Source organism: Pseudarthrobacter sp. MEB009 (assembly GCF_030208875.1).
Lineage (GTDB): Bacteria > Actinomycetota > Actinomycetes > Actinomycetales > Micrococcaceae > Arthrobacter.
On sequence record NZ_JARVTC010000015.1, the window covers coordinates 177,388 to 195,990 of the forward strand.

At 59.7% G+C, this 18,603-nt stretch carries 13 protein-coding genes; 5 read left to right on the forward strand and 8 right to left on the reverse strand.

The features are described from left to right. Window positions 1-76 precede the first annotated feature (76 nt). Window positions 77-1,438, forward strand: a complete 1,362-nt coding sequence (locus QRN07_RS16215) for an MFS transporter (RefSeq protein ID WP_285241587.1) — start codon at window positions 77-79, stop codon at window positions 1,436-1,438. A 400-nt stretch (window positions 1,439-1,838) separates the two neighbouring features. Here QRN07_RS16215 and QRN07_RS16220 read toward each other — a convergent pair whose 3' ends face one another. Continuing rightward, a complete protein-coding gene (locus QRN07_RS16220) occupies window positions 1,839-2,525 on the reverse strand; it encodes a gamma-glutamyl-gamma-aminobutyrate hydrolase family protein (protein ID WP_285241588.1) in 687 nt (228 codons plus the stop codon). Window positions 2,526-2,911: 386 nt separating this feature from the next. On the opposite strand from QRN07_RS16220, the gene QRN07_RS16225 reads away from it, so the two are divergent. The 3 genes from QRN07_RS16225 to QRN07_RS16235 all read left to right on the forward strand — a co-directional run bounded on the left by QRN07_RS16225 (window position 2,912) and on the right by QRN07_RS16235 (window position 5,636). After that, on the forward strand, window positions 2,912-3,784 hold the full coding sequence (locus tag QRN07_RS16225; RefSeq protein WP_285241589.1) for an ABC transporter substrate-binding protein: 873 nt from the start codon (window positions 2,912-2,914) through the stop codon (window positions 3,782-3,784). A gap of 134 nt (window positions 3,785-3,918) precedes the next feature. Then, window positions 3,919-4,893 (forward strand): amino acid ABC transporter permease, encoded by a 975-nt coding sequence (locus QRN07_RS16230; RefSeq protein WP_285241590.1) that lies wholly within the window; start codon window positions 3,919-3,921, stop codon window positions 4,891-4,893. Beyond that, window positions 4,893-5,636 (forward strand): amino acid ABC transporter ATP-binding protein, encoded by a 744-nt coding sequence (locus QRN07_RS16235; protein WP_285241591.1) that lies wholly within the window; start codon window positions 4,893-4,895, stop codon window positions 5,634-5,636. Before QRN07_RS16230 ends, QRN07_RS16235 begins: the two co-directional genes overlap by 1 nt. A gap of 179 nt (window positions 5,637-5,815) precedes the next feature. Here QRN07_RS16235 and QRN07_RS16240 read toward each other — a convergent pair whose 3' ends face one another. From QRN07_RS16240 to QRN07_RS16250, 3 genes are all read right to left on the reverse strand, one after another. Continuing rightward, window positions 5,816-6,523: a FadR/GntR family transcriptional regulator gene (locus QRN07_RS16240; protein WP_285241592.1), complete on the reverse strand. Its 708-nt coding sequence runs from the start codon at window positions 6,521-6,523 to the stop codon at window positions 5,816-5,818. A gap of 205 nt (window positions 6,524-6,728) precedes the next feature. Then, window positions 6,729-7,808 (reverse strand): NADPH dehydrogenase NamA, encoded by a 1,080-nt coding sequence (gene namA, locus QRN07_RS16245; RefSeq protein WP_285241593.1) that lies wholly within the window; start codon window positions 7,806-7,808, stop codon window positions 6,729-6,731. A gap of 138 nt (window positions 7,809-7,946) precedes the next feature. Beyond that, the gene (locus QRN07_RS16250; protein ID WP_285241594.1) at window positions 7,947-8,342 is read right to left on the reverse strand and encodes a nuclear transport factor 2 family protein; all 396 of its coding nucleotides are present in this window, start codon (window positions 8,340-8,342) and stop codon (window positions 7,947-7,949) included. A 93-nt stretch (window positions 8,343-8,435) separates the two neighbouring features. Between QRN07_RS16250 and QRN07_RS16255 the strand changes: the two genes are divergently transcribed. Next, entirely contained in the window at window positions 8,436-9,062 is a 627-nt protein-coding gene (locus QRN07_RS16255; protein WP_285241595.1) for a TetR/AcrR family transcriptional regulator, read from the forward strand. Between the two features lie 117 nt (window positions 9,063-9,179). Here QRN07_RS16255 and QRN07_RS16260 read toward each other — a convergent pair whose 3' ends face one another. The 4 genes from QRN07_RS16260 to QRN07_RS16275 form a co-directional block, all read right to left on the reverse strand. Beyond that, window positions 9,180-10,211, reverse strand: coding sequence for a DUF4192 domain-containing protein (locus QRN07_RS16260; protein WP_285241596.1), 1,032 nt, complete (start codon window positions 10,209-10,211; stop codon window positions 9,180-9,182). 435 nt (window positions 10,212-10,646) lie between these two features. Then, window positions 10,647-13,490: a DEAD/DEAH box helicase gene (locus QRN07_RS16265; RefSeq protein WP_285241597.1), complete on the reverse strand. Its 2,844-nt coding sequence runs from the start codon at window positions 13,488-13,490 to the stop codon at window positions 10,647-10,649. Then, on the reverse strand, window positions 13,462-14,859 hold the full coding sequence (locus QRN07_RS16270) for an ATP-binding protein (RefSeq protein ID WP_285241598.1): 1,398 nt from the start codon (window positions 14,857-14,859) through the stop codon (window positions 13,462-13,464). The genes QRN07_RS16265 and QRN07_RS16270 overlap by 29 nt, the downstream gene beginning before the upstream one ends. Next, window positions 14,856-18,197, reverse strand: coding sequence for a TerB N-terminal domain-containing protein (locus QRN07_RS16275; protein WP_285241599.1), 3,342 nt, complete (start codon window positions 18,195-18,197; stop codon window positions 14,856-14,858). The genes QRN07_RS16270 and QRN07_RS16275 overlap by 4 nt, the downstream gene beginning before the upstream one ends. Window positions 18,198-18,603: the final 406 nt, after the last annotated feature.

Below are 18,603 nucleotides of genomic sequence, written 5' to 3' on the forward strand. Positions count from 1 at the left end.
CCGCGTTCTTAAACGCGGAGCATCGCCCACACACTGGCCCCCGCCCTTTGCTCGCAACAGGGGCGGGGGCCATTCCATGCCCAAAACAGACGTCAACAGAGAGGTTGTCTTCATGCAAAGCGCAAGCACAACAACACTTCCCGGCACCACAGAACCATCCGCAGCCACCCGCCGCAAGACTGCCCTCGCGGTGGGTATCGGCAACTTCATGGAATGGTTCGACTTCGCCGTTTATGGCTTTTTTGCCAGCATCATCGGGAAACTGTTCTTCCCCGAAAGCACCCCGATTCTTTCCCTGCTGAGTGCGTTCGCAGTCTTTGCCGTGGGCTTCATCATGCGCCCCCTGGGAGCGTTTATCCTTGGACCCATTGGCGACAAGCATGGTCGCAAGGCAGCGCTCGTTTGGTCGGTTCTGCTCATGGGCGGGGCGACGACTGTCATGGGCCTGCTTCCTATGTACGCAGTGGCTGGCCTTCTGGCCCCCATTCTGCTGGTCCTGCTTCGTTGCGTGCAGGGCATCGCCGCTGGTGGTGAGTGGAGTGGCTCCGCCGCCTACCTGGTGGAAAGCGCCCCGAACAATAAGCGTGGGCTTTATGCGAGCCTCATCTCCGGTACCGCTGCCTTGGCGTTCATCGTCGGAAGCTTCGTTGCGCTTGGTCTTAGCTCTGCACTTTCCCCGGAAGACCTATCGGGCTGGGGATGGCGTCTTCCGTTCCTCCTTGCAGCACCCATGTCCCTGGCCGGACTGTATATCCGCATGAAGCTGGGGGATACCCCCGTCTTTGAGAGCATGAAGTCGGAGGACCGTTTGGCTGGTTCCCCTTTGGCAAAGGCAGGCACGAAGGGCCTTAAACCGATCCTGATCACGTTCGCGTTCGCGTTCTCCAGCGTCTCCGGGCTCGGCATCTATTATTTGGCGACGTACATGAACAACCACCTGACCACCTCGCTTGGTTTGGACCGTGCCTCAGCGCTAACGCTCAGCGGTGCAGGCTTGTTCATTTATCTGTTGATGTGCCCTTTGGCGGGCATCCTGTCTGACCGCTTTGGCCGTCGCAGCTTGAACATTCTTGGAACGGTAGGTTTCGTTGTGCTGTCCATCCCGTCCTTCCTGCTCATGGGAACCGGGAACGGCGTGGCAATCGTTGCGGGGCTTATCCTCTTCGGGGCCTGTCAGGCACTGTGCAGTGTGACCAACGTGGTACTGCTCGTGGAGCTCTTCCCTGCCTCTACCCGGTCCAGCGGCAGCGCACTCGGCTACAACCTGGGACTCGCCATCGTCGCCGGCCCTGGACCGCTGATCGCAGCAGCGCTGGCAAGCTCGACCGGAACGTCGACGTCGGCGGCTTGGTACATGGCAGTGGTGGCACTCGTCGCCGTGCCGATCCTGCTCAAGTGGCTTCCGGAGACTTTCAAGAAGGACATCCATGCTGGTTAGACAGTGTCAGGGTCAACGACCGTTTGCTCCCCTTGTCAATTGCAGTGGCCAGTGGGAGCCAGCCGATGTTCTGTGAGCGACTGCGAATGTTGTTGAGGGGCCTGATGGCGGCATGTTGTGACGGGCTCTACAAATCGATGCCTGTCCCACTCCAGGATGAGGTCTCAGATAACCCGTAAGGATGAGACCGCCTGAACATCCGGATCAGGCGCAGAACTTGGAGAAAACGGGGCTGCAATTGTGTGGGTTCGGTTGGGTCGTCAGCTATACATGCTTAGGCATGGAGGCCGTCGACCCAACCTTCCTGCAATTAACGAGGGCTTGCGCCCCCTGGAATGCGGGTCCCCGGGGCTCACTAACGCTCATAATGGAACACTCCGCTGGCAAGCAGAATTACTCATCAGCAGATCTTCTGCAGCGCCTTCGTAGCTTCGGTTTTCAGAGCGGTGAACAACGGCTGTCGCAACTCTGGCGCAGGCAGGTGCGCTTCAGGATGCCACTGGATGCCGACTACCCAGTTGTCGTCCACCGACTCGATGGCCTCAAGCAGACCATCGTCGGCCACAGCGGTGATACGCAGACCTTCGGCGAGGAAATCGACGGCCTGATGGTGGAAAGACGCTACCGGAATCCGGGATACACCGTTGAATGCGACGGCAACGCGGCTGTCCCGCTCGAGTTCCACCTCATGGACGGAGAAGTCCCTGGCGCCTTCTTCGCTTTTGCTTACATGTGAGACGCTGCTTGGTCCCAAGTCGACGTGCAGGGAACCGCCATAAGCAACATTGAGAAGTTGCATTCCACGGCAGATGCCCAACACAGGGATTCCATGGTCTATGCCGTACCTGATGACAGCGAGGTCAAGGCTGTCTTGCGCCACATCAACGCCAAAAAGGGAAGGATCCTCGGCCGATGCACCGAAAAGGACCGGATTGACGTCGCCACCGCCCGGGAGTACGAAGCCTTGGCAGGAAGCGAAGGTTGCCTCGAGCTCCGCATCGCTGGCTGGACCGATAATGACGGGTTCAGCGCCGGATTCCTGGATCAGAGCGACCACTGCGTCGAAGGCCCTTTCGGCCTCCTGCATGACCGGGTCCGAAGCTCCGCAACTGAGGCCTGAGAGGCGGATTGGAATGCCAATCCTGGGGGAGTTCGTTGCAGATGTGGCCAAAATATGCTCCTGAGTGGTGTCGACCAGCTATAAGGGGTTGTGAAAACTTAGGTATTAGGTACGAGCCAAATACCTTAACAGGATGACGTCACCTGGCGGAGCCTGTCAACTGGAGCGAACATACCCAATCACGGCTATATCGCGTCCACTCTTGACACCTGAAAGTGTGTCATGTTTCATAGTTGGAAGGTCAATGGACCGTACCTAAGACCTTTGCAGCGGAGATGGGCTCGCTGATCACTGCGGTCTCAGTCGCACTCGTGGGCCGCCGCCCTCTCTCACTACTCCTTGGGAGCATTTAGATGAAGAAGCAATCCTTTGCCGCCGTCACCCTGACGATCGGGGTTCTCGCCCTTACTGCATGCGGTGGTAACGCAAATTCGAGTTCGTCCAGTAACGCCGCCGGTTTTGGCGACTGCAAAGTTACTGGCCAGCCGGACAGCATCAAACTCAAAACACAAAAGCCCGATGTCCTAACTGTTGCCGTCGCACTGCCAAACCCTGGGTGGTCCAATGGCTCCGGCCCGGATTCGGTTAAGAGTGGATTCGAGTACTGCATGGCAGCGGACATAGCCCACCGTGCAGGCCTCAAGTCAGTCCAGTTGAAAAACCTGGCCTGGGACCAGTTCATCTCCGGGACGGCATCCGGCTACGACATTGGACTGGCCACGGTGACCATCACTGATAAGCGGAAGGAGGTCTTTGATTTCTCACGGCGTTATTTCTCATCAAACCTTGGCATAGCCACCAAAAAGGATTCAAAGGTCACTGCCGACACTCTCCGTGACTCCAAGGTCGCCGTCCTCCAAGGCAATGTAGGCGCGCAATGGGTGGCGGATGTGCTCAAGCCGACCAAGCCCGCAGCCGTGTTCCAGTCCGCCTCGGAAATCTTCACCGCGCTCAGCGCCGGTCAGGTTGACGCAGTTGTTACTGACACCACAATTGCCCTCATCAGTGTGAAAGAAACCGGAGGCGCTCTTACCGTAAAGGGGCAGATAGCCCTCGATCAGGGCTATGGGGTTGTACTACCTCACAACTCCGAGAACACCTCGGCCGTCGATAAGGCCGTCGGTGACCTGGACTCTGACGGGACACTTAAGTCGCTTGCCGCTGACTACCTTCAGCCAACCTTTGGGGTTGACCCCAACTCCATTCCGTTCTGGACAGTGAAGTGACCTCGGTAGCTGCCTCGGCTCTAGCTGGCGCCCCGCGTCTCAGCCCTCCGCCCAAGAGTCGAGCACTATCGTCGGCAGCCACAGTCTTCGCCGCGATCCTTGTATTGGCAGTCGCGGCCCTCGGTGCAGCAGCCATGAACGGATCCGAGGAAGGCACCACTCCCCATGTTGTTGGCTGGCTTTTGAGTACCGTGGGGGTGCTGACCGCCGGCGGGGTATTGTGGATCGCTGTTCGGTCATTACGCCGGTCCCTTCGTGCGTCCCGTCAAGTGAATGAAGGGCGCATTCTCGACGCCCGAGCGAGCGGTGCAGCATCACTGAATGATGCAACCTTCACCTTCGGGCTTGGCATTGCAGTCCTCATTGTCATCACCGCCGCCGTGATGCTCACGCTCAACGATTCTGTTATCCAGAAGACATTCCTTCGTTGGGACCTCATGGCTGCGAGTGCGGGTGACGTCTTTGCGGCCTTTGGCCTGAACATTTGGATCGCCGTGATCACCGAAATCTTCGTCCTCGCCTTCGGTCTACTGCTGGCAGTAGCCCGCCTTGCCCCCGGAAACGCCTGGCGGCCGGTACGGGCCATTGCCATCGCCTATGTCGACTGCCTGCGCGCCGTGCCGGCTATCATCGTCATCTATCTGGTGGGATTTGGCCTGCCTCTATTACAGCTACCCGTACTGTCAGATCTGCCGCCGGAATGGTTCGCGATTATTGCGCTGACTCTGACGTTCAGCGCCTATACCGCCGAGACATACAGGGCTGGCATAGAAGCCATCCACCCGTCACAGTGGTCCGCTTCCCGTTCGCTCGGATTCTCCTTCGGAAAGACACTCCGCTTCGTCATCTTGCCTCAAGCCGTGCGGGGGGTCATCCCGCCCCTGCTCAGCTTGTTCATCTCGCTGCAGAAGGACACTTCGCTGGTAAACATTATTGGCACGATGGACGCGTTCAACCAGGCCAAGTTCTATTCATCGGCGAACTTCAACCTTTCGTCAGTCACAGTAGTGGCCGTTCTCTTTATCTTGATCACTATCCCGCAGACCCGCTTCGTTGATGGGATGCTGGCGCGAGGCGTTTCCCGCCGTGGACGAAAGGGAAGCAAATAATGTCTTTCATTGAATTGGTCGGTCTACACAAGAGCTACGGTGCCCATACCGTACTGCAAGGTATCGACCTACAAGTCGAGCAGCATCAAGTCGTCACTCTGATTGGTGCCTCCGGATCCGGAAAATCTACCCTGCTGCGATGCATCAATGCCCTGGAGCCCATAGATACAGGCGAGATCCGCATTGACGGAGACGTGGTCAGTGGACCCGGCGTGAATGTCAACAGTCTTCGCCGGACGGTGGGAATGGTATTTCAGTCCTTCAACCTTTTCCCCCATATGAGTGTTTTGGATAACGTTGCCATCGGTCCCATCAAACTCCTGGGGCTTCGCCCAGAGGTCGCACGTGAACGCGCCTACGCTCTTCTTGAGCGGGTCAACCTTGGAAATCGCTCAAGCTATTTCCCGGAGCAGCTGTCCGGCGGTCAGCAGCAACGCGTAGCGATCATGCGGACACTCGCGATGGAGCCCAAAGCTGTGCTCCTGGACGAAATCACTTCTGCGCTTGACCCGGAGCTGGTTGCCGAGGTCCTTAACATCGTTCGTGAGCTCGCGGCGGATGGGATGACCATGATGCTTGCAACCCACGAAATGCACTTCGCTCGCGAAGTATCCGACCTTGTCGTCTTCTTAGAGCAGGGACGGCTCCTGGAGCAAGGGCCTCCGGAGCAGGTGTTTGGTGATCCAGTGCAACCACGTACGCGTGAGTTCCTTCGCCAAATTGTGGAGGCTGGCCGGCTCTAACCCTGGATTTATCCACGAAGTACATTCAACCGTTGGATTGGTTGTCCCGCGCCCGGCAGCGCTTCCCGAGGGGAGGTCTGCCGGGCGTTCTTTGTAGGCTTTCGCTTATGAACGATTCCGGGAAGTCGGTGCCGTGAGCTGGCAAATGTTCCTGGATCTCACCAAAGGAATGTTCCTACCTACGAGACCTGCTCAGTTTCAGATTTGAGTATCCTCAGGATCTCGTGGCGCGTGTGCTCGATGTGATCCAGCATGGCTTCATGTGCGAGCAGGGGAGCCCTGTCCTTGATGGCTTCGAATACACGTCTGTGCTGACGCTGATCATCCTCGACGGGATCGGGATGTTCCAGCATGTCCGCCGGACTGAAGAACTCGCTGCGCGCATTTCGAATGGCAGCCTCCAGCCGCTTACTCCCTGCCGCCCTTGCTACTGCATCATGGAAGGCAGAATCTGCAAGCCTGTATTCGGCCCGGTTGGAAGCGGCGGCCTGTTGGTTGATGGCGGCCATCATGGCGTCGAGGTCGTGTTCAGTTCGCCGCGTGGCGGCCAGAGTCGCAGCATGGGACTCCATTGCAACCCTCACGGTGGTCAGGTCGTCGAGCTCTTCCTCTTGCTCCAGAATGCTGCGACGCCACTCTGCTAGTGGCTGGCTCAAGGCCGTGACGAAATTGCCTCCGGTCTTGCCCCGCCGAACCACGATGTAGCCCTCCTCTTGCAGTTGCCTGAAGGCTTCCCGGAGACTCACCCTTGCTACACCCAGGGATTCAGCAAGCTGCCGCTCCGGGGGAAGCCTGTCTCCGGGTCCAAGTTCGCCTCGTCGGATCAGTCCCTTGACGTACTCTGCGACGCCTTGCGGAACTGACACTGAATTCACTTCATTGGCCATGGTTCCATCTTAAGGCCAAAAAGCGACAACGAGTTGCTATCTTGGGCCGCGGTGATGTGGTGGGCAACTCGGTGCCAACGATCGGCTTCCTCTAATCCGGTCTTTAGCTTGGCGTGAAGACGCCGGGGATAACCCGGCGTCTTCACGCTTGGTTCGTAGAACCCAAAGACGTCCTTCGGCAGGTCGGAAAAGAAGGACCCTTTTCCTACGCCGCGACTGTCTCGTGGAGCGGGGCGGCGGGCAGCGGGGGCTGGCTGCGCTGCCATACGGAGCCGTAGCGTGTGTATTGCGCCGGTGGTTGGATCGAGAGTCGAAGGTCGTCGGCTGCGGTGCGTGCCCAGAAGGGATCCTTGAGCATCTCGCGGCCGATGAAGACAAGGTCGGCGCGGCCGTTGCGGAGGATGTCCTCTGCCTGCTGGCCGGTCTCGATGCGCCCCACGGCGCCAGTGAGGATACCAACTTCCCGACGGATGAGCTCCGCTGCGGGGACCTGGAAACCCGGGAACGAGGACACTTTGACGGGTGCGCTGCCGCCGGAGGATGCGTCGATGAGGTCCACGCCCTGCTCTTTCATCCACCGGCCGAAGACGATGAAGTCCTCCGGGGTGTTCCCGCCCTCGACATAGTCGGTGGAAGAGATCCGCACGAATAAAGGCCCGTTCCATTCGGTGCGGACTGCGTCCAGGACTTCGCGGACGATGCGGTAACGGCTGGCGTGGTCTCCGCCGTATTCGTCGGTGCGCTTGTTGGACACGGGAGAGAGGAATTCGTTGAGGAGGAAGCCGTGGGCGGCATGTACCTCGAGGACATCGAACCCTGCCGCCGAGGCGCGAGCGGCAGCGGTACGGAAGGCTTCGACGATTTCGGCGATGCCGTCTTGGGTGAGTTCCTCAGGGACGCGGGAGCCCGGTCCCCACGCGATCGCGGAGGGAGCGACGGCAGTCAGTTCGGGGAGGCCGAGTTGTCGTCCAGCGTGGCCGATCTGCACGCCGATCCGGCCGTCGACCAGGTGGACGGCGTCTACGATGCGGCGGAGGTTCGGGATGTGCGCGTCGTCCCAGATTCCGAGGTCGCCAGGACCGATCGGGCCGTTGGGGGTAACCGCTGCGGTCTCGGTCATGACCAGGCCGGCACCGCCGAGGGCGCGGGATCCGTAGTGCATGACGTGGAAGTCTGTGGCGACTCCATCGGCCGTCGCGGAATGCATGCACATCGGGGACATCGCGATGCGGTTCCGGAAAGAGACGCCACGGATTGTGTATGGCTCGAAAAGTGTTGTGGACAAGAAGACTCCTTGAAATGGTGCAGTGAAGGCCGGTTGAGCTGGGGGCGTGCCGGGCGCGGTAGAGCCGATGGGTGCTCTGCCCCTTGGAATGGGGGCATCGGGGCGGCGCGCAGGGCTCGCCCCGATGCCGGGCGTGTGTTAGCTCGAAGGGGTGGAGGAAGGGGTGGAGTGTGTGTGGAAAGTCTTCGCAACGATCTGCCACTCACCGTCCGTCTTCAGCAGGTGGAAGAAGTCGCTGAAGCGGAAACCATCGAGGTTATCGGTGTCGACCCGCGCGCTGGCGACACTGCCCACGATGTCGACGGTTACGACGGCAGAGCTTGGGTTCGAAGGCTTGAAGTCCCTTTCGATCCCGTCGAAAAGCTCTTGAATCGGCACTCGTGATACTGCCGATTCGGTCGCGGTAAACATCACCGCATCCCCGTGGAATGCCGGCCGCATGATGGAGCCGTCAGCCTTGGCGCACCCTTCGATGTACTTCGACAGCGCCTCCAACACGGCGTTGTATTCCTGGACGTAGGTTTTCTCGGACACTAGCACTCCTTGGGGCTCGAAACATTCTGTAGCGGTCGCTACAGATGCTACTGTAGTGAGCGCTACAGTTATTCGTCAACTCGTGAGGTGCTTATGTCCACGTCCAACGCGAAGCCCCGAGATGCCGCGCGGGGGCGACGTCGGGGCTTCGATGAGAAGCAGGCGCTTGAGGCCGCGATGGACATGTTCTGGGAGCATGGCTACGAGGCGACCTCAATCAGCCAGTTGTGCACTGGCATCGGAATCAACCCACCGAGCCTGTATGCGGCGTTCGGCAGCAAAGCGCAGCTGTTCATCAACGTCGTTGACCAGTACGAACGCACGTTCTGGGATCCCGTGTGGGATACCTTCGATCAAGAACCTCGGGTGGTAGAAGCCTTCAAACGATTCTTCGAAGATTTTGTGGACGTGATAACGGCGCCAGGGCCTCACCTTGGGTGCTTGGTAGTCCATTCTGCGGTGAGTTTGGAAGACCGCGATAGTGACGTCGCACGCGCACTCGCAGCTATCGGAGACGACGGAGTGCGCCGTTTTCAAGGCAAGCTCGATTTGGGTATTCGAAGCGGCCAGATCCTCGCTGGGACAGACACACTCGCGCTCGCGCACGCCATTAACATGCTTTCCGAGGGACTCGCACTCCGAGCGCATGACGGCGTCCCGTCAGAGATGTTGCGAAGGCAGATGGCGGCGGGGCTACGCATGATCCCGGAAGCCAAGTAGAGGGAATATCAGGAGTGGGGCTAGCCCTCTGGACGAAGCCGCGGACTCCCCGCCAAACCACAAATGGTCTTTTGGAGGCCGTGACGAGCTAGCGGCAAGCTGACCGGCGGTCTCGACCTACGGCATATCGAGGCGTGTTTTGTAGGCGGTGTTTTTGTTGGTGTTCCAGCCTGCGATGATGCCGGCTCCGAGCATTTGGTCGGTGAGTCGTGCGAAGCGGTAGCCGGGGTCTGTGTCGAGGGCGAGTTGCATATATTGGTGGGCTTTGGATCCTCGGCCTTCCCACCAGTTGATGTAGCCGATGGTGGTGAGGATCGGGGCGGCGTGTTGTGGGCTGGTTCTTGTGTAGACGTGGAGGAGGAGTTGTTGTGCCCACTCAACGCGCGACCACCTGGGCGCGGACTGAGTTTGGGCGAAGAGGATGTGTTGCGGTGGTTCGTCAATGCCGGGGATGTCTGCCATGAGTCGGTCGCGGATGTGGGGGAATTGGAAGTTCGCGATGAGGGTGGTGCAGTCCTCGTCGGTCGGGAAGTCGTTTGAGTCCAGCATGGTCGTCCAGAGCCTGGTGGCTTGTAGCGCCGCTTGGTGCGGTGCCTGTGATCGGATGGTCTTCATGCGCTTCTCGACGGCGATGGCGTGGTCTGCTTCGTCGGTCGGCGTGGGGAGGACTATTCGGTTGGTGGGTTCGATGGTGCTTCCGCGGTAGATGAATTCGGCGTTGACGCGGCTGTATTCAGTGGTGCTGAGGGGCAGGCTGATGTCTTGTCCGGGTTCGCTGTCGTAGGGGGAGTAGGTTTCGTCGCTGACGAAGATTCCGTCGCGGATGGTGATGTCGTTTTCGGCGAGGACTCCGGTGAGGGCAGCGATGGTAGCGGCGTGCGGCTTCGGTTGTCCTGGTTCGCAGTGGGTTGAGGTGTAGAGGGCGAAGACGATGCTCGTCGCGCTGGTGTCACTGGTGAGGTAGCTACTGACAGTCCTGGCGTAGGGAAGTTCCGTTCCCGGTTGGCGGGGGAGATCGATGCGGAGGGTGGCGCCGACCTTGCCTTTGTCCAGGGTGATGCAGACCAGGCTTTCCTCGGGCCAGAACCCTAGGGTGTGCCCGATGAAGCTGAGCAGGTCGGCCGGGTCCTTAATGGTGAGCGCATTCATTGTCCGTGTCCTTTACCCTCGTCTGTTACCTTGCGGTCGTTAGACTTGCGCGTCGCTCTGATAGGGGACCTGGTCGCTGAGCTAGAGACTGGAGCGCAACTTGGTGGACCGGGACAGGTCCGGAAACTTCGGGAGGAGAATAGCGACGCAGGATCGCCGACCGAAGGCTCCGTATCGGGTCCGGCGCGTTAGCGCCTGGTTGCGCGGAGGACCGCCCAACGATGATCGGATATCAGAATGACAAACAGTGTTGTTGCTTGTGGCTATTCATGGGCAGGCTAGGGTTCGGCGTCATGACGTGAAGGGACCCGCTATTCGGCACGTGACATCGTCTGGCGGGATAACTGCGTCGGATGGGCCAGCGAACTGCTTCCGGTCCCAACATATGAGCCGTTATCGGTGATGCTCGGGTTAGTCAGCGGTCGCCGGCATGGGCTAGGCGGGACGAGCTGCGACTTTAGGGTCTCTTCCGATGTATGAGGAAAGTACACCAGCCGCGGCGAGGGCATCGGCGGCTGCCGTGTGCGCTTTTCCTGTTTCGACATTGAGTCGTTTGCAGGTGTCTGCCAGGGAGGCGCTCTCGCCGGGGTGATAGCTCTTTGTCAGTTGCATCGTGCAGACAAGAGGCCAGTGCGGGATCATTTCTCCCGCTCGCTGGAACTCCGACCTGAGAAATCCCAGGTCGAATGCTGCGTTGTGTGCCACCACAGTTCGTCCGGCTAGCTTTTGCTGAATGTGAGGGAGTACGTCGATGAACCGTGGGGCGTTGCGGACGTCGTGATCACTGATCCCGTGGACGTGGCTAGGGCCGGTTGCTTGCTCAGGGTCGACGAGGGTTGACCACGTGCCCTGAACGGTGCCCTGTTCGTTAACATGCACGATGGCAATTTCGACAATGCGGTCCCGCTGCGGTGAGAATCCGGTTGTTTCGACATCGATCACGGCATATGGTCCGCCGTCAGCTAGTTCAAGCATGGGCTCGGTGTTCGTCGTGACGACTGATTTTGGCCGGTAGTTTGTCAGGTCTTCCGCAAATTGGGTGGTTGCCTCGGCCAAATGTTTGACAAGTGGCCACGCTGTCTCGACGTCGAGCGCTGCGGCCGCGTAGGAATGCGTGAGTAATTGGTCGTCAAGGTATACATCATGCTTGTCGCGCTCTTTGACAATGACGTTGCTCGCTAGGTCAGATGGATCGGGTGAGGGGAGGGCAGCCAGATACTTGAGAGCGGTAGCTGCTTGCACACGCGATGTCTTACGGAGCGTCATTCCCACATCGTCGAGGGTTGACTCGTAGTTTTCGCTGCTGAAAAGGACATGGAGTGTGTTCAAGGTCCGGTCACCGGCCCAAGGGAACAGGATAGTGTCATCGCCCCACGTGATGAGAGGGCTCTCTCGGAGGCCAAGCCTGTCGTATGCGGCCCGGCCTTCCTGGAAGAGCGCTCGTGCCGCTTCGTCGAGGTAAACGGGTACATCCCGAGTTTCGTAGAGCTGCTTCATCCGTTGACGTATGCCGTCGGCAATTAGGATGCCACTACCTGAGAAGGACGGGGGCCGGCCGCCTCCGGCCTTGGTCAGGTTGATGACTTTGCCAGCGATGTCGACGTCAAGGATGCGCCACCGACGTCCGGCGAAGATCAGGAGGCCGCCTTCCACAAGCGGCTGGTCTATGGGGATCGATCCGAGCGTGCGGCCCGAGGATACGAGCCGATACTCCTCGGCTGTGTGGAAGGCACTGTAGAAGCTGTAGTGGTTGATGAGCCGTTCCCCCTTGGTTCCAGCCAGGAGGGTGCCATCGGATGACTGCACGATGATGTCGTTGTTTCCCAAGCTGCGTAGCAACTGGATGAACATGGGTTGATCAATATGGCTGAAGGGGCCCTCCGTGCAGAGGGCGCTGTAGAGCTCGGCCGCCGTCGCGCCGCCGTGTTGGGCGATCACGGAGAGAGTCTGTTGGATCAGCGTGGAGAGGTGAAGGCCGTCGGTATTGGGTGGTTCGTACCACTTCTCAAGCAGCAGTTCGATGGTGGCGACTGTTTCGAACAACTCGGCACGGAGTTGGTCGACGGGAGGGGTCCGTTGATCGACTGGCCGTTCCGATACGTAGATGCGTAGGGTGGCCGGTTTGCCACGTCGGCCTGACCTTCCCAGACGTTGGCGCAGCGCGGAAACACTACCCGGTGCGCCGACTTGGGCTACGGCGTCGGCGGAACCTATATCGATGCCCATCTCGAGCGTGGAGGTGCAGACGGCCGTTGTTGGTGTCCCGGCAGACCGTAGCCGGGACTCAACGTTTTCGCGGAAGTCCTTGGACAGGTTGCCGTGGTGGGGGAAGAACTCGTTCACGACCCGTGCTCGGTCGCTGATGCTTTTGAGGAGGTCGGCGTAGGTTTCGACATTGGCACGCGAATTGGCGAAAACCAGGTTGTCCTGTCCGCGCAGGTTCCGGAATAGGTGGTCAGCGATTGCCAGCTTGTCGGGTTCGACCTCCGTGGGATCTTCGCCGTCGGACACACCGCCGCCGCTGGTGATGTACCCGCGCAGCTGCATGCGGAGCTCAGCGGCGTCATCGTCGTGGCCCCCGATCACGTGGACGGCTTGTTCGTTACCTGGTCTGAGGAAGCGCGCGGCGATGGAGGCGTCGGAGAGTGTGGCGGAGAGCCCGATGCGGGGGATCCGTCTGCGGATGGCCAGCTCGACCCGGTGCAGCAGCGATTGCAGCTGCGCTCCGCGTTCAGTGCCGATGAAGGAGTGCAATTCGTCGATCACAATGTACTGCAGCCCGCTGAGCATGACCGGGAGGCGAGTCCCTTGGATAATAAACATCGCTTCCAAGGATTCCGGGGTAATGAGCAGGAGCCCGTCGGGTGATTCCTTGAGGGCACGGCGGGCGCTGTCGCCTACGTCTCCGTGGCGGCGATGAATCGGCATATCCACTTTTTCGGCCAAGGATTCGAGCCTGCCGTACTGATCGTTGATCAGGGCCTTTAAGGGGGAGATGTAAAGTGCCTTCACCCCATTGAGCAGCGTTTCGCTGTCCCGAGCCGCGGCTAAGGACGACAAGATTGGTAGCCAGGCCGCTTCTGTTTTGCCTGAGGCGGTAGCTGCACTGATGATGACGTCGGTATCGCCGCGGAGGATGGGGTCGATCGCTTCGGCCTGGGCAGGGCGCAGATGCTCCCATTTCTGTTCCCAAATCCACGACTGAACACTTCGATGGAGCCGATTAAACGCTGTGTGGGCTTCTGAGGCCCTAGAGCTTGAAGACTGAAAGGTCGTCATCGGTGTCGTTCGTTGTGTGGCGGTCGTCGGCTGGGTTCTGGTCAGAGAGAATATCGCGGGTTCGGGTGGGTACGGAAGAAGGGTCAGTGGTGGGAGCCAACGGAGCTAGGTCCGGGTTGGACTCCCGTTGGATGTTGATGCCCGTCACGAGGTCCTCCCAGGCGCGGTCTGGGTTTTGTTCTAGCACCGCCAGCAGGTCGAGGAAGCCTTTGATCGTGTTCCGGGGGGTTCGGAAGTACGCGTCTCCGATGCGCTGAGCGCAGTGGTTCATGTACTGGGTGATGCCTTCGTCGCTGATCAGGTAGGCTGATTCGTCTCCGGCGGCCTGGACATGCCGGAGTTTGGTCAGCAGGACGTAGAAGTCTTCCGGCGTCAGGCTGGCCAGGCGCAGGACGGGTCCGGAGTAGTCCACGAGTCCGTCGACGGCGTAGCTGTTTTCTTCCAGGCGAGATTGCAATGCGGAGTAAGAGTAGAGGCCGCGGCGGGGATCGAGCAGGAAGTCGGGTGTTCCCCCGAAGATGAAACCAAGGCTTGCTGCGCTGCCTTGGGTGGAGTCGTTGAGTATCCGGAGGATTTGTTCGTAGTTGGAGTTTCGAGCTTGTGTGTTGGCCAGCTTGTAAAGGTTGACCATCTCGTCGAGGCAGACGAGGATCCCCCCGAAGCCAGCCAGGCGGACAAAGCGTGCGAGAAGCTTGAGTTGGTCGTAGAAATTGGAGTCATCAATGATTGTTCGGACGCCAAGGGCTGCTCGAGCGTCGGTACGGGTGGCGAATTCTCCTCGCAGCCACCGAACAGCATCGGACTTGAGCTGTTCGTTGCCGGTGTCGTGTCCTTGCCAGTATTTGGCGATGACTTCGGCGAAGTCGTAGCCGCCGGTGAGCTCGGAGAGTTCAGACAGGCTTCTGCGGATGATGCTCTCGACAGGTACACGGGTGTCCCGGGATTCCGTCAGGGCCTGCGAAACGAATCGCTCCACGACGCTGGACATGGCGCCGCCGTCGGGTTTGGCTCGTGTGGCCATGTTTCGCATGAGTTCGGCGTAGAGACTGCGGGCTTGGCCGCCGGTTGCGTGAAGGCGCCTGTCGGGGGAGAGGTCGGCATGGACGGTGACGAGTTTTTGCTGAAGCGCGATGGATCGCACGACGTGTAGGAAGAAGGTCTTACCTGAGCCGTAGTCTCCGATGATGAAACGGCTGCCCGAGCCGCCGTCGTTGATCCTGTTGATATCGGACAGGAGTGCTTTGACTTCCTTGACCCGTCCTACCTGTACGTGTTGTTGTCCCATTCTGGGAACGACGCCGGCGCGCAGGGATTGCAGGAGCGCGTCACGTTCGCGTGGTCGGATGGTGGTTTGAGGCGAGACGGTCATGCCAGGAGCTCCTGCAGTGCGGTCGGGTTAATGGTGAGGGTTTCGTCGCCTTCAAGGAGCGGCTCGTCGGCGGCGTCCAGTGCTGCTTCGTTAACGGCGTCCATGGCACCTTGCGGCAGTAAACCGTGCTGTGCGGAGAGGTCTTCGAAGTCGGCCCAGGGGAGTTGCGTGACCCCGGCAAGTGCGCGGACGAGGTCGGAGTGAGATGCGTCCAGGTCCCCGATGGTTGAGCTGGGCTGGTTGCTTGGCGCCGAGACGGATGGACTTGGTGCGGGGGATGGTTGTGCCTGTGGTTCGGCAGAGGCCGGATCGTCCTCACTGAAGATGTCACCAAGAAGTGCAGAGACTTCCGCGGTTTCGGCCATCTTTGCTTGGATCGTCGATGAGTCGAGGAGGTACGTGTTGGCCGGCGGCGCATCCTGAGTCAGAGGTAGGGGCGCGGGGATGGGAACTCCCGGATCAGGTTTTCCTGCCTGACGCACGGTAACCGGTCCCGCTGCGGCTGGGTTCGGTGCGGACATAGCTGCGTGGAGGCGGCTGGTGACGACGGCGGTGTCCAAGTCGAGAAGTTTGTAGATCTTCTGGAGGGTACTCACTTCACTCGGCGCGATCTGTCCGTCAGCGGCTGCGACGGTCACCAGCATGTCTCCCAAAGCTGCTTTCTGCGTTGTGGTGAGTGTGCTGAGCCGTTTTGTCAGTCCGGTGAGTTTCACCTCTGATGCCCCGAGCCACTGGAGATGTGCGTGGAGCCGAGTGCGTTCGGCTGAGGTTAGCTGCAGGGAAGATTCGATGTGGGCAGTCAGGTGGTCCAGCTCGGCGGGGGAGATGTCGCCGTCGGCCGTAATTACCGCGGCGGCGAGGTGCGTCATGGTCAGGGCGGTGCTATACGACGGTGTTGGAGAGTGGGGGCTTCCGGGCTCCGTGTGAAAGAGGACGACGGGGAGTTCGGGAGTGATGGCAGTGCCGCCGAAACGTACGTCGGGTTCGAGCCCGATGGCGAAGCCGTCGAGGAGTGTCGCAAGGTTAACCGCTTCGGGCTTGGAGAGTTTCTCCCCGTTGTTAGGGGGCCAGTGTTCGAACAGGTCCTGACCTGTCATTTCCACGCTTCGGTGTTCTGCGAGTTTTTGTGTCACCCAGCTTCGGAAGGCACCTACCGGACCTTCCGCGTCGACGAGTAGGTCCCTCGGCAGGAGTGCTGCTGCCGCAAGGGTTTCTGTTTTGTCGGTGTTGCGGCCTAGCCAGCGACTGTATGGGTCCAGTTCTGCGGTGACGTCGTCGAATAAGGCTGAGAGCTTCTTTTGTGGTGCACGCTGGTTGAAGACGTCGGCGATTTCTCCCATGGTCATGGTGGCGCCGCCGATTTGGGAGTTGGCTGTTGTGTAGCTGAGCTGCACTCTCGATGCGCCGGGCCGGACGGTGAATCCGTCGCCGAATCGTTGTTGGTAGCGGACGCGGAACAGTTGTGTGAATTCTTCGGGGCAGCGGGTTGCCGGTGTGCGGACGGCGACTTCAGGGTGGAACCATCCCCATGCCATCGCCCATTCGGCGGGGATGGGCTTGCCGTCGGCGGCGAAGGAGCCAAGGTGGGCTCGGAGAGCTAGGGGTACGTCCCACCGTGATTCTGTCAGGGCCGGGACCTTGGGGGAGTCGTCCTCAGCCTCCAGCATCATGAAGTCGATGACGTCGACAAAGCGGGATGCGTACGATCGGAAGGACCCACTTGAGTCCTCGTATACCTCAAGCAGCGCCAACATCTCCGCCCTGATGCCGCTCAGCTCGGAAGCCAGCTCTGGTTGCTTGGCGATGTCGACGAGGACGCGGCGTTCAAGCCCGTACATGAAGAGAAAAACGTAACCGATCGGCGTATTTGGAAGGCGGCGGCCTTGGGCCAACCATGAGAGGTATGCGGCTCGCCCGGCTGGCGTGATGTCGGCATAGGAGGGCCAGTAGTTCAGGCATTGGCCTGCCCAGTCCGGGTTGCGGGAGTCGACCCGTAGCGTGGGGTTGATCAGCGACGGCTCTGTGCCTCCTCGCGGGGACGTGAGTTCCTGACCGGCGTAGATCATGCCTGGGATGCGGACGCCATTGCCGAGATCCAGGGACTCTTCCGGCCCATACCACCGTGCCTTGCGCTGAACCGCCACGGCCGGTGCCGGGTGATTCGCTAGCTTGGGTTGAGCCTGGGGTGCTGGGGTGAAGGCGTTTACCGCAGGTGACGGAGTGATATTTGGCTGAGGTGCCGCTGGAGCGGCGGGTGCATGGCTGGGAATGGAGACTTCGTTGTCTGCAGCTGATTTCAGTTCCCTGGCGAATCGAGATGCCGCCTCGGCGCTGGATACTTGCAGGGTCCATCTGAAGCCGTTGGTGTTTTCGAGCTCCAGCTCCGTGTACTTCATGATGGGCAGTACCGGATTGTTCTTGAACCGACGGTCCGGACCGCCCTTTTTGTTGACGTACTGCCACGTAGATCCAACCTGGACCGCGTCCGAAGGAGTCGCGCCGGGGGATTCGATGAAGTTGGTCAACCGCTGACGTATACGCAGCGAGTCAAAAGTGACGTCCGCAAAGGCGCCGTTTTGCGAGAGGAGGATCCGGTCCGGCAGGAAATACATTGACGTCTTATCGGCAGTTATGCCGGGTACGGCAATGTTCGTCACCAGCTCCCGCGGGCCGGTGACGCTGAAGCCAGCGGTGGAACGTCCAACCAGGGATGAAGCGCCTGCGTTGACCTTTTGTTGGTGCCCGGACTGCAACGCCCCGGCCTCATTTATGCGCCAGATTTTTTGGGATTGCCCCAAGATACTTCCAGCGTCGAGAAGCGCCTGAAATTGGCGGGCATGCCCGTCATTGACGTCATAGAAGATTACTACGGACCGTTTGGCGCGGTCCCGCTGAACAACCCACCAGATGGCAGGAATACCGAGCAGCCACACAAGCAAGCCAAAAGGCATCGTGATCAAGCCCAGTAATACGACCGCGATGACGACCCAGCGAGTCAGTGGTTTACGTTTTCCGGCCTCGTTCAGCTGCTGTACGAGGTCATCCGACGATGTAGGAGCAAGCGCTTGGACGCTGGCACCCCGTTGGTCCTCAAAGACCACATCCGGCGATGCTGAAACTGGAAGGATGGGGGGCCCGAAAGATTGTCCGGCCTGCTTCGTGCCACCGACAGAAGCCTGATAATAGATACCGCTGGCGCCCATGCGTACATAGTTGCCACGAGGACCGGAACCAACGCGAAATCCTGGAACACCGGCGCTGACGCCGAGCCCGGACTTGCTCAGATTAAACCTGAACGGACCTGCCTTCAGGCTCTTCCGAACGTAAAAACCCACCATTACCCCCACACCCGGCGTTCAGCCGGCAGTCAATCGGATCAATGAGTGACATTGTTGCAGCAGCGTGTGTTGATCCTTCAACGGAACACGAACGTGTCGCTGATGTGTCAAACAGCTCGCCCGGAATTACGCAAGTCAACAGCGTCTCCTGTTCCGGCGCTACGGATTCAACTGGAGCTTCCGGTCTTAGGAGCCAACGCAAGCTCAGAGCCTAGCCTTTGAAAGTCGCGCGCTAAGGGCTTTCGCAATATCTGTGCCTGGGAGTCGCAATGTCCCACGTGAATGGCAACTAGGTACAGTCTTACGGCCTGTTGAAGTACTGTCATGTAAATACGACAGTGCGCACTAGGTCCGCCACGGCACCTGCAAAATGATGCCCCTCCGTGATCAAGCTACGACGGCTGTC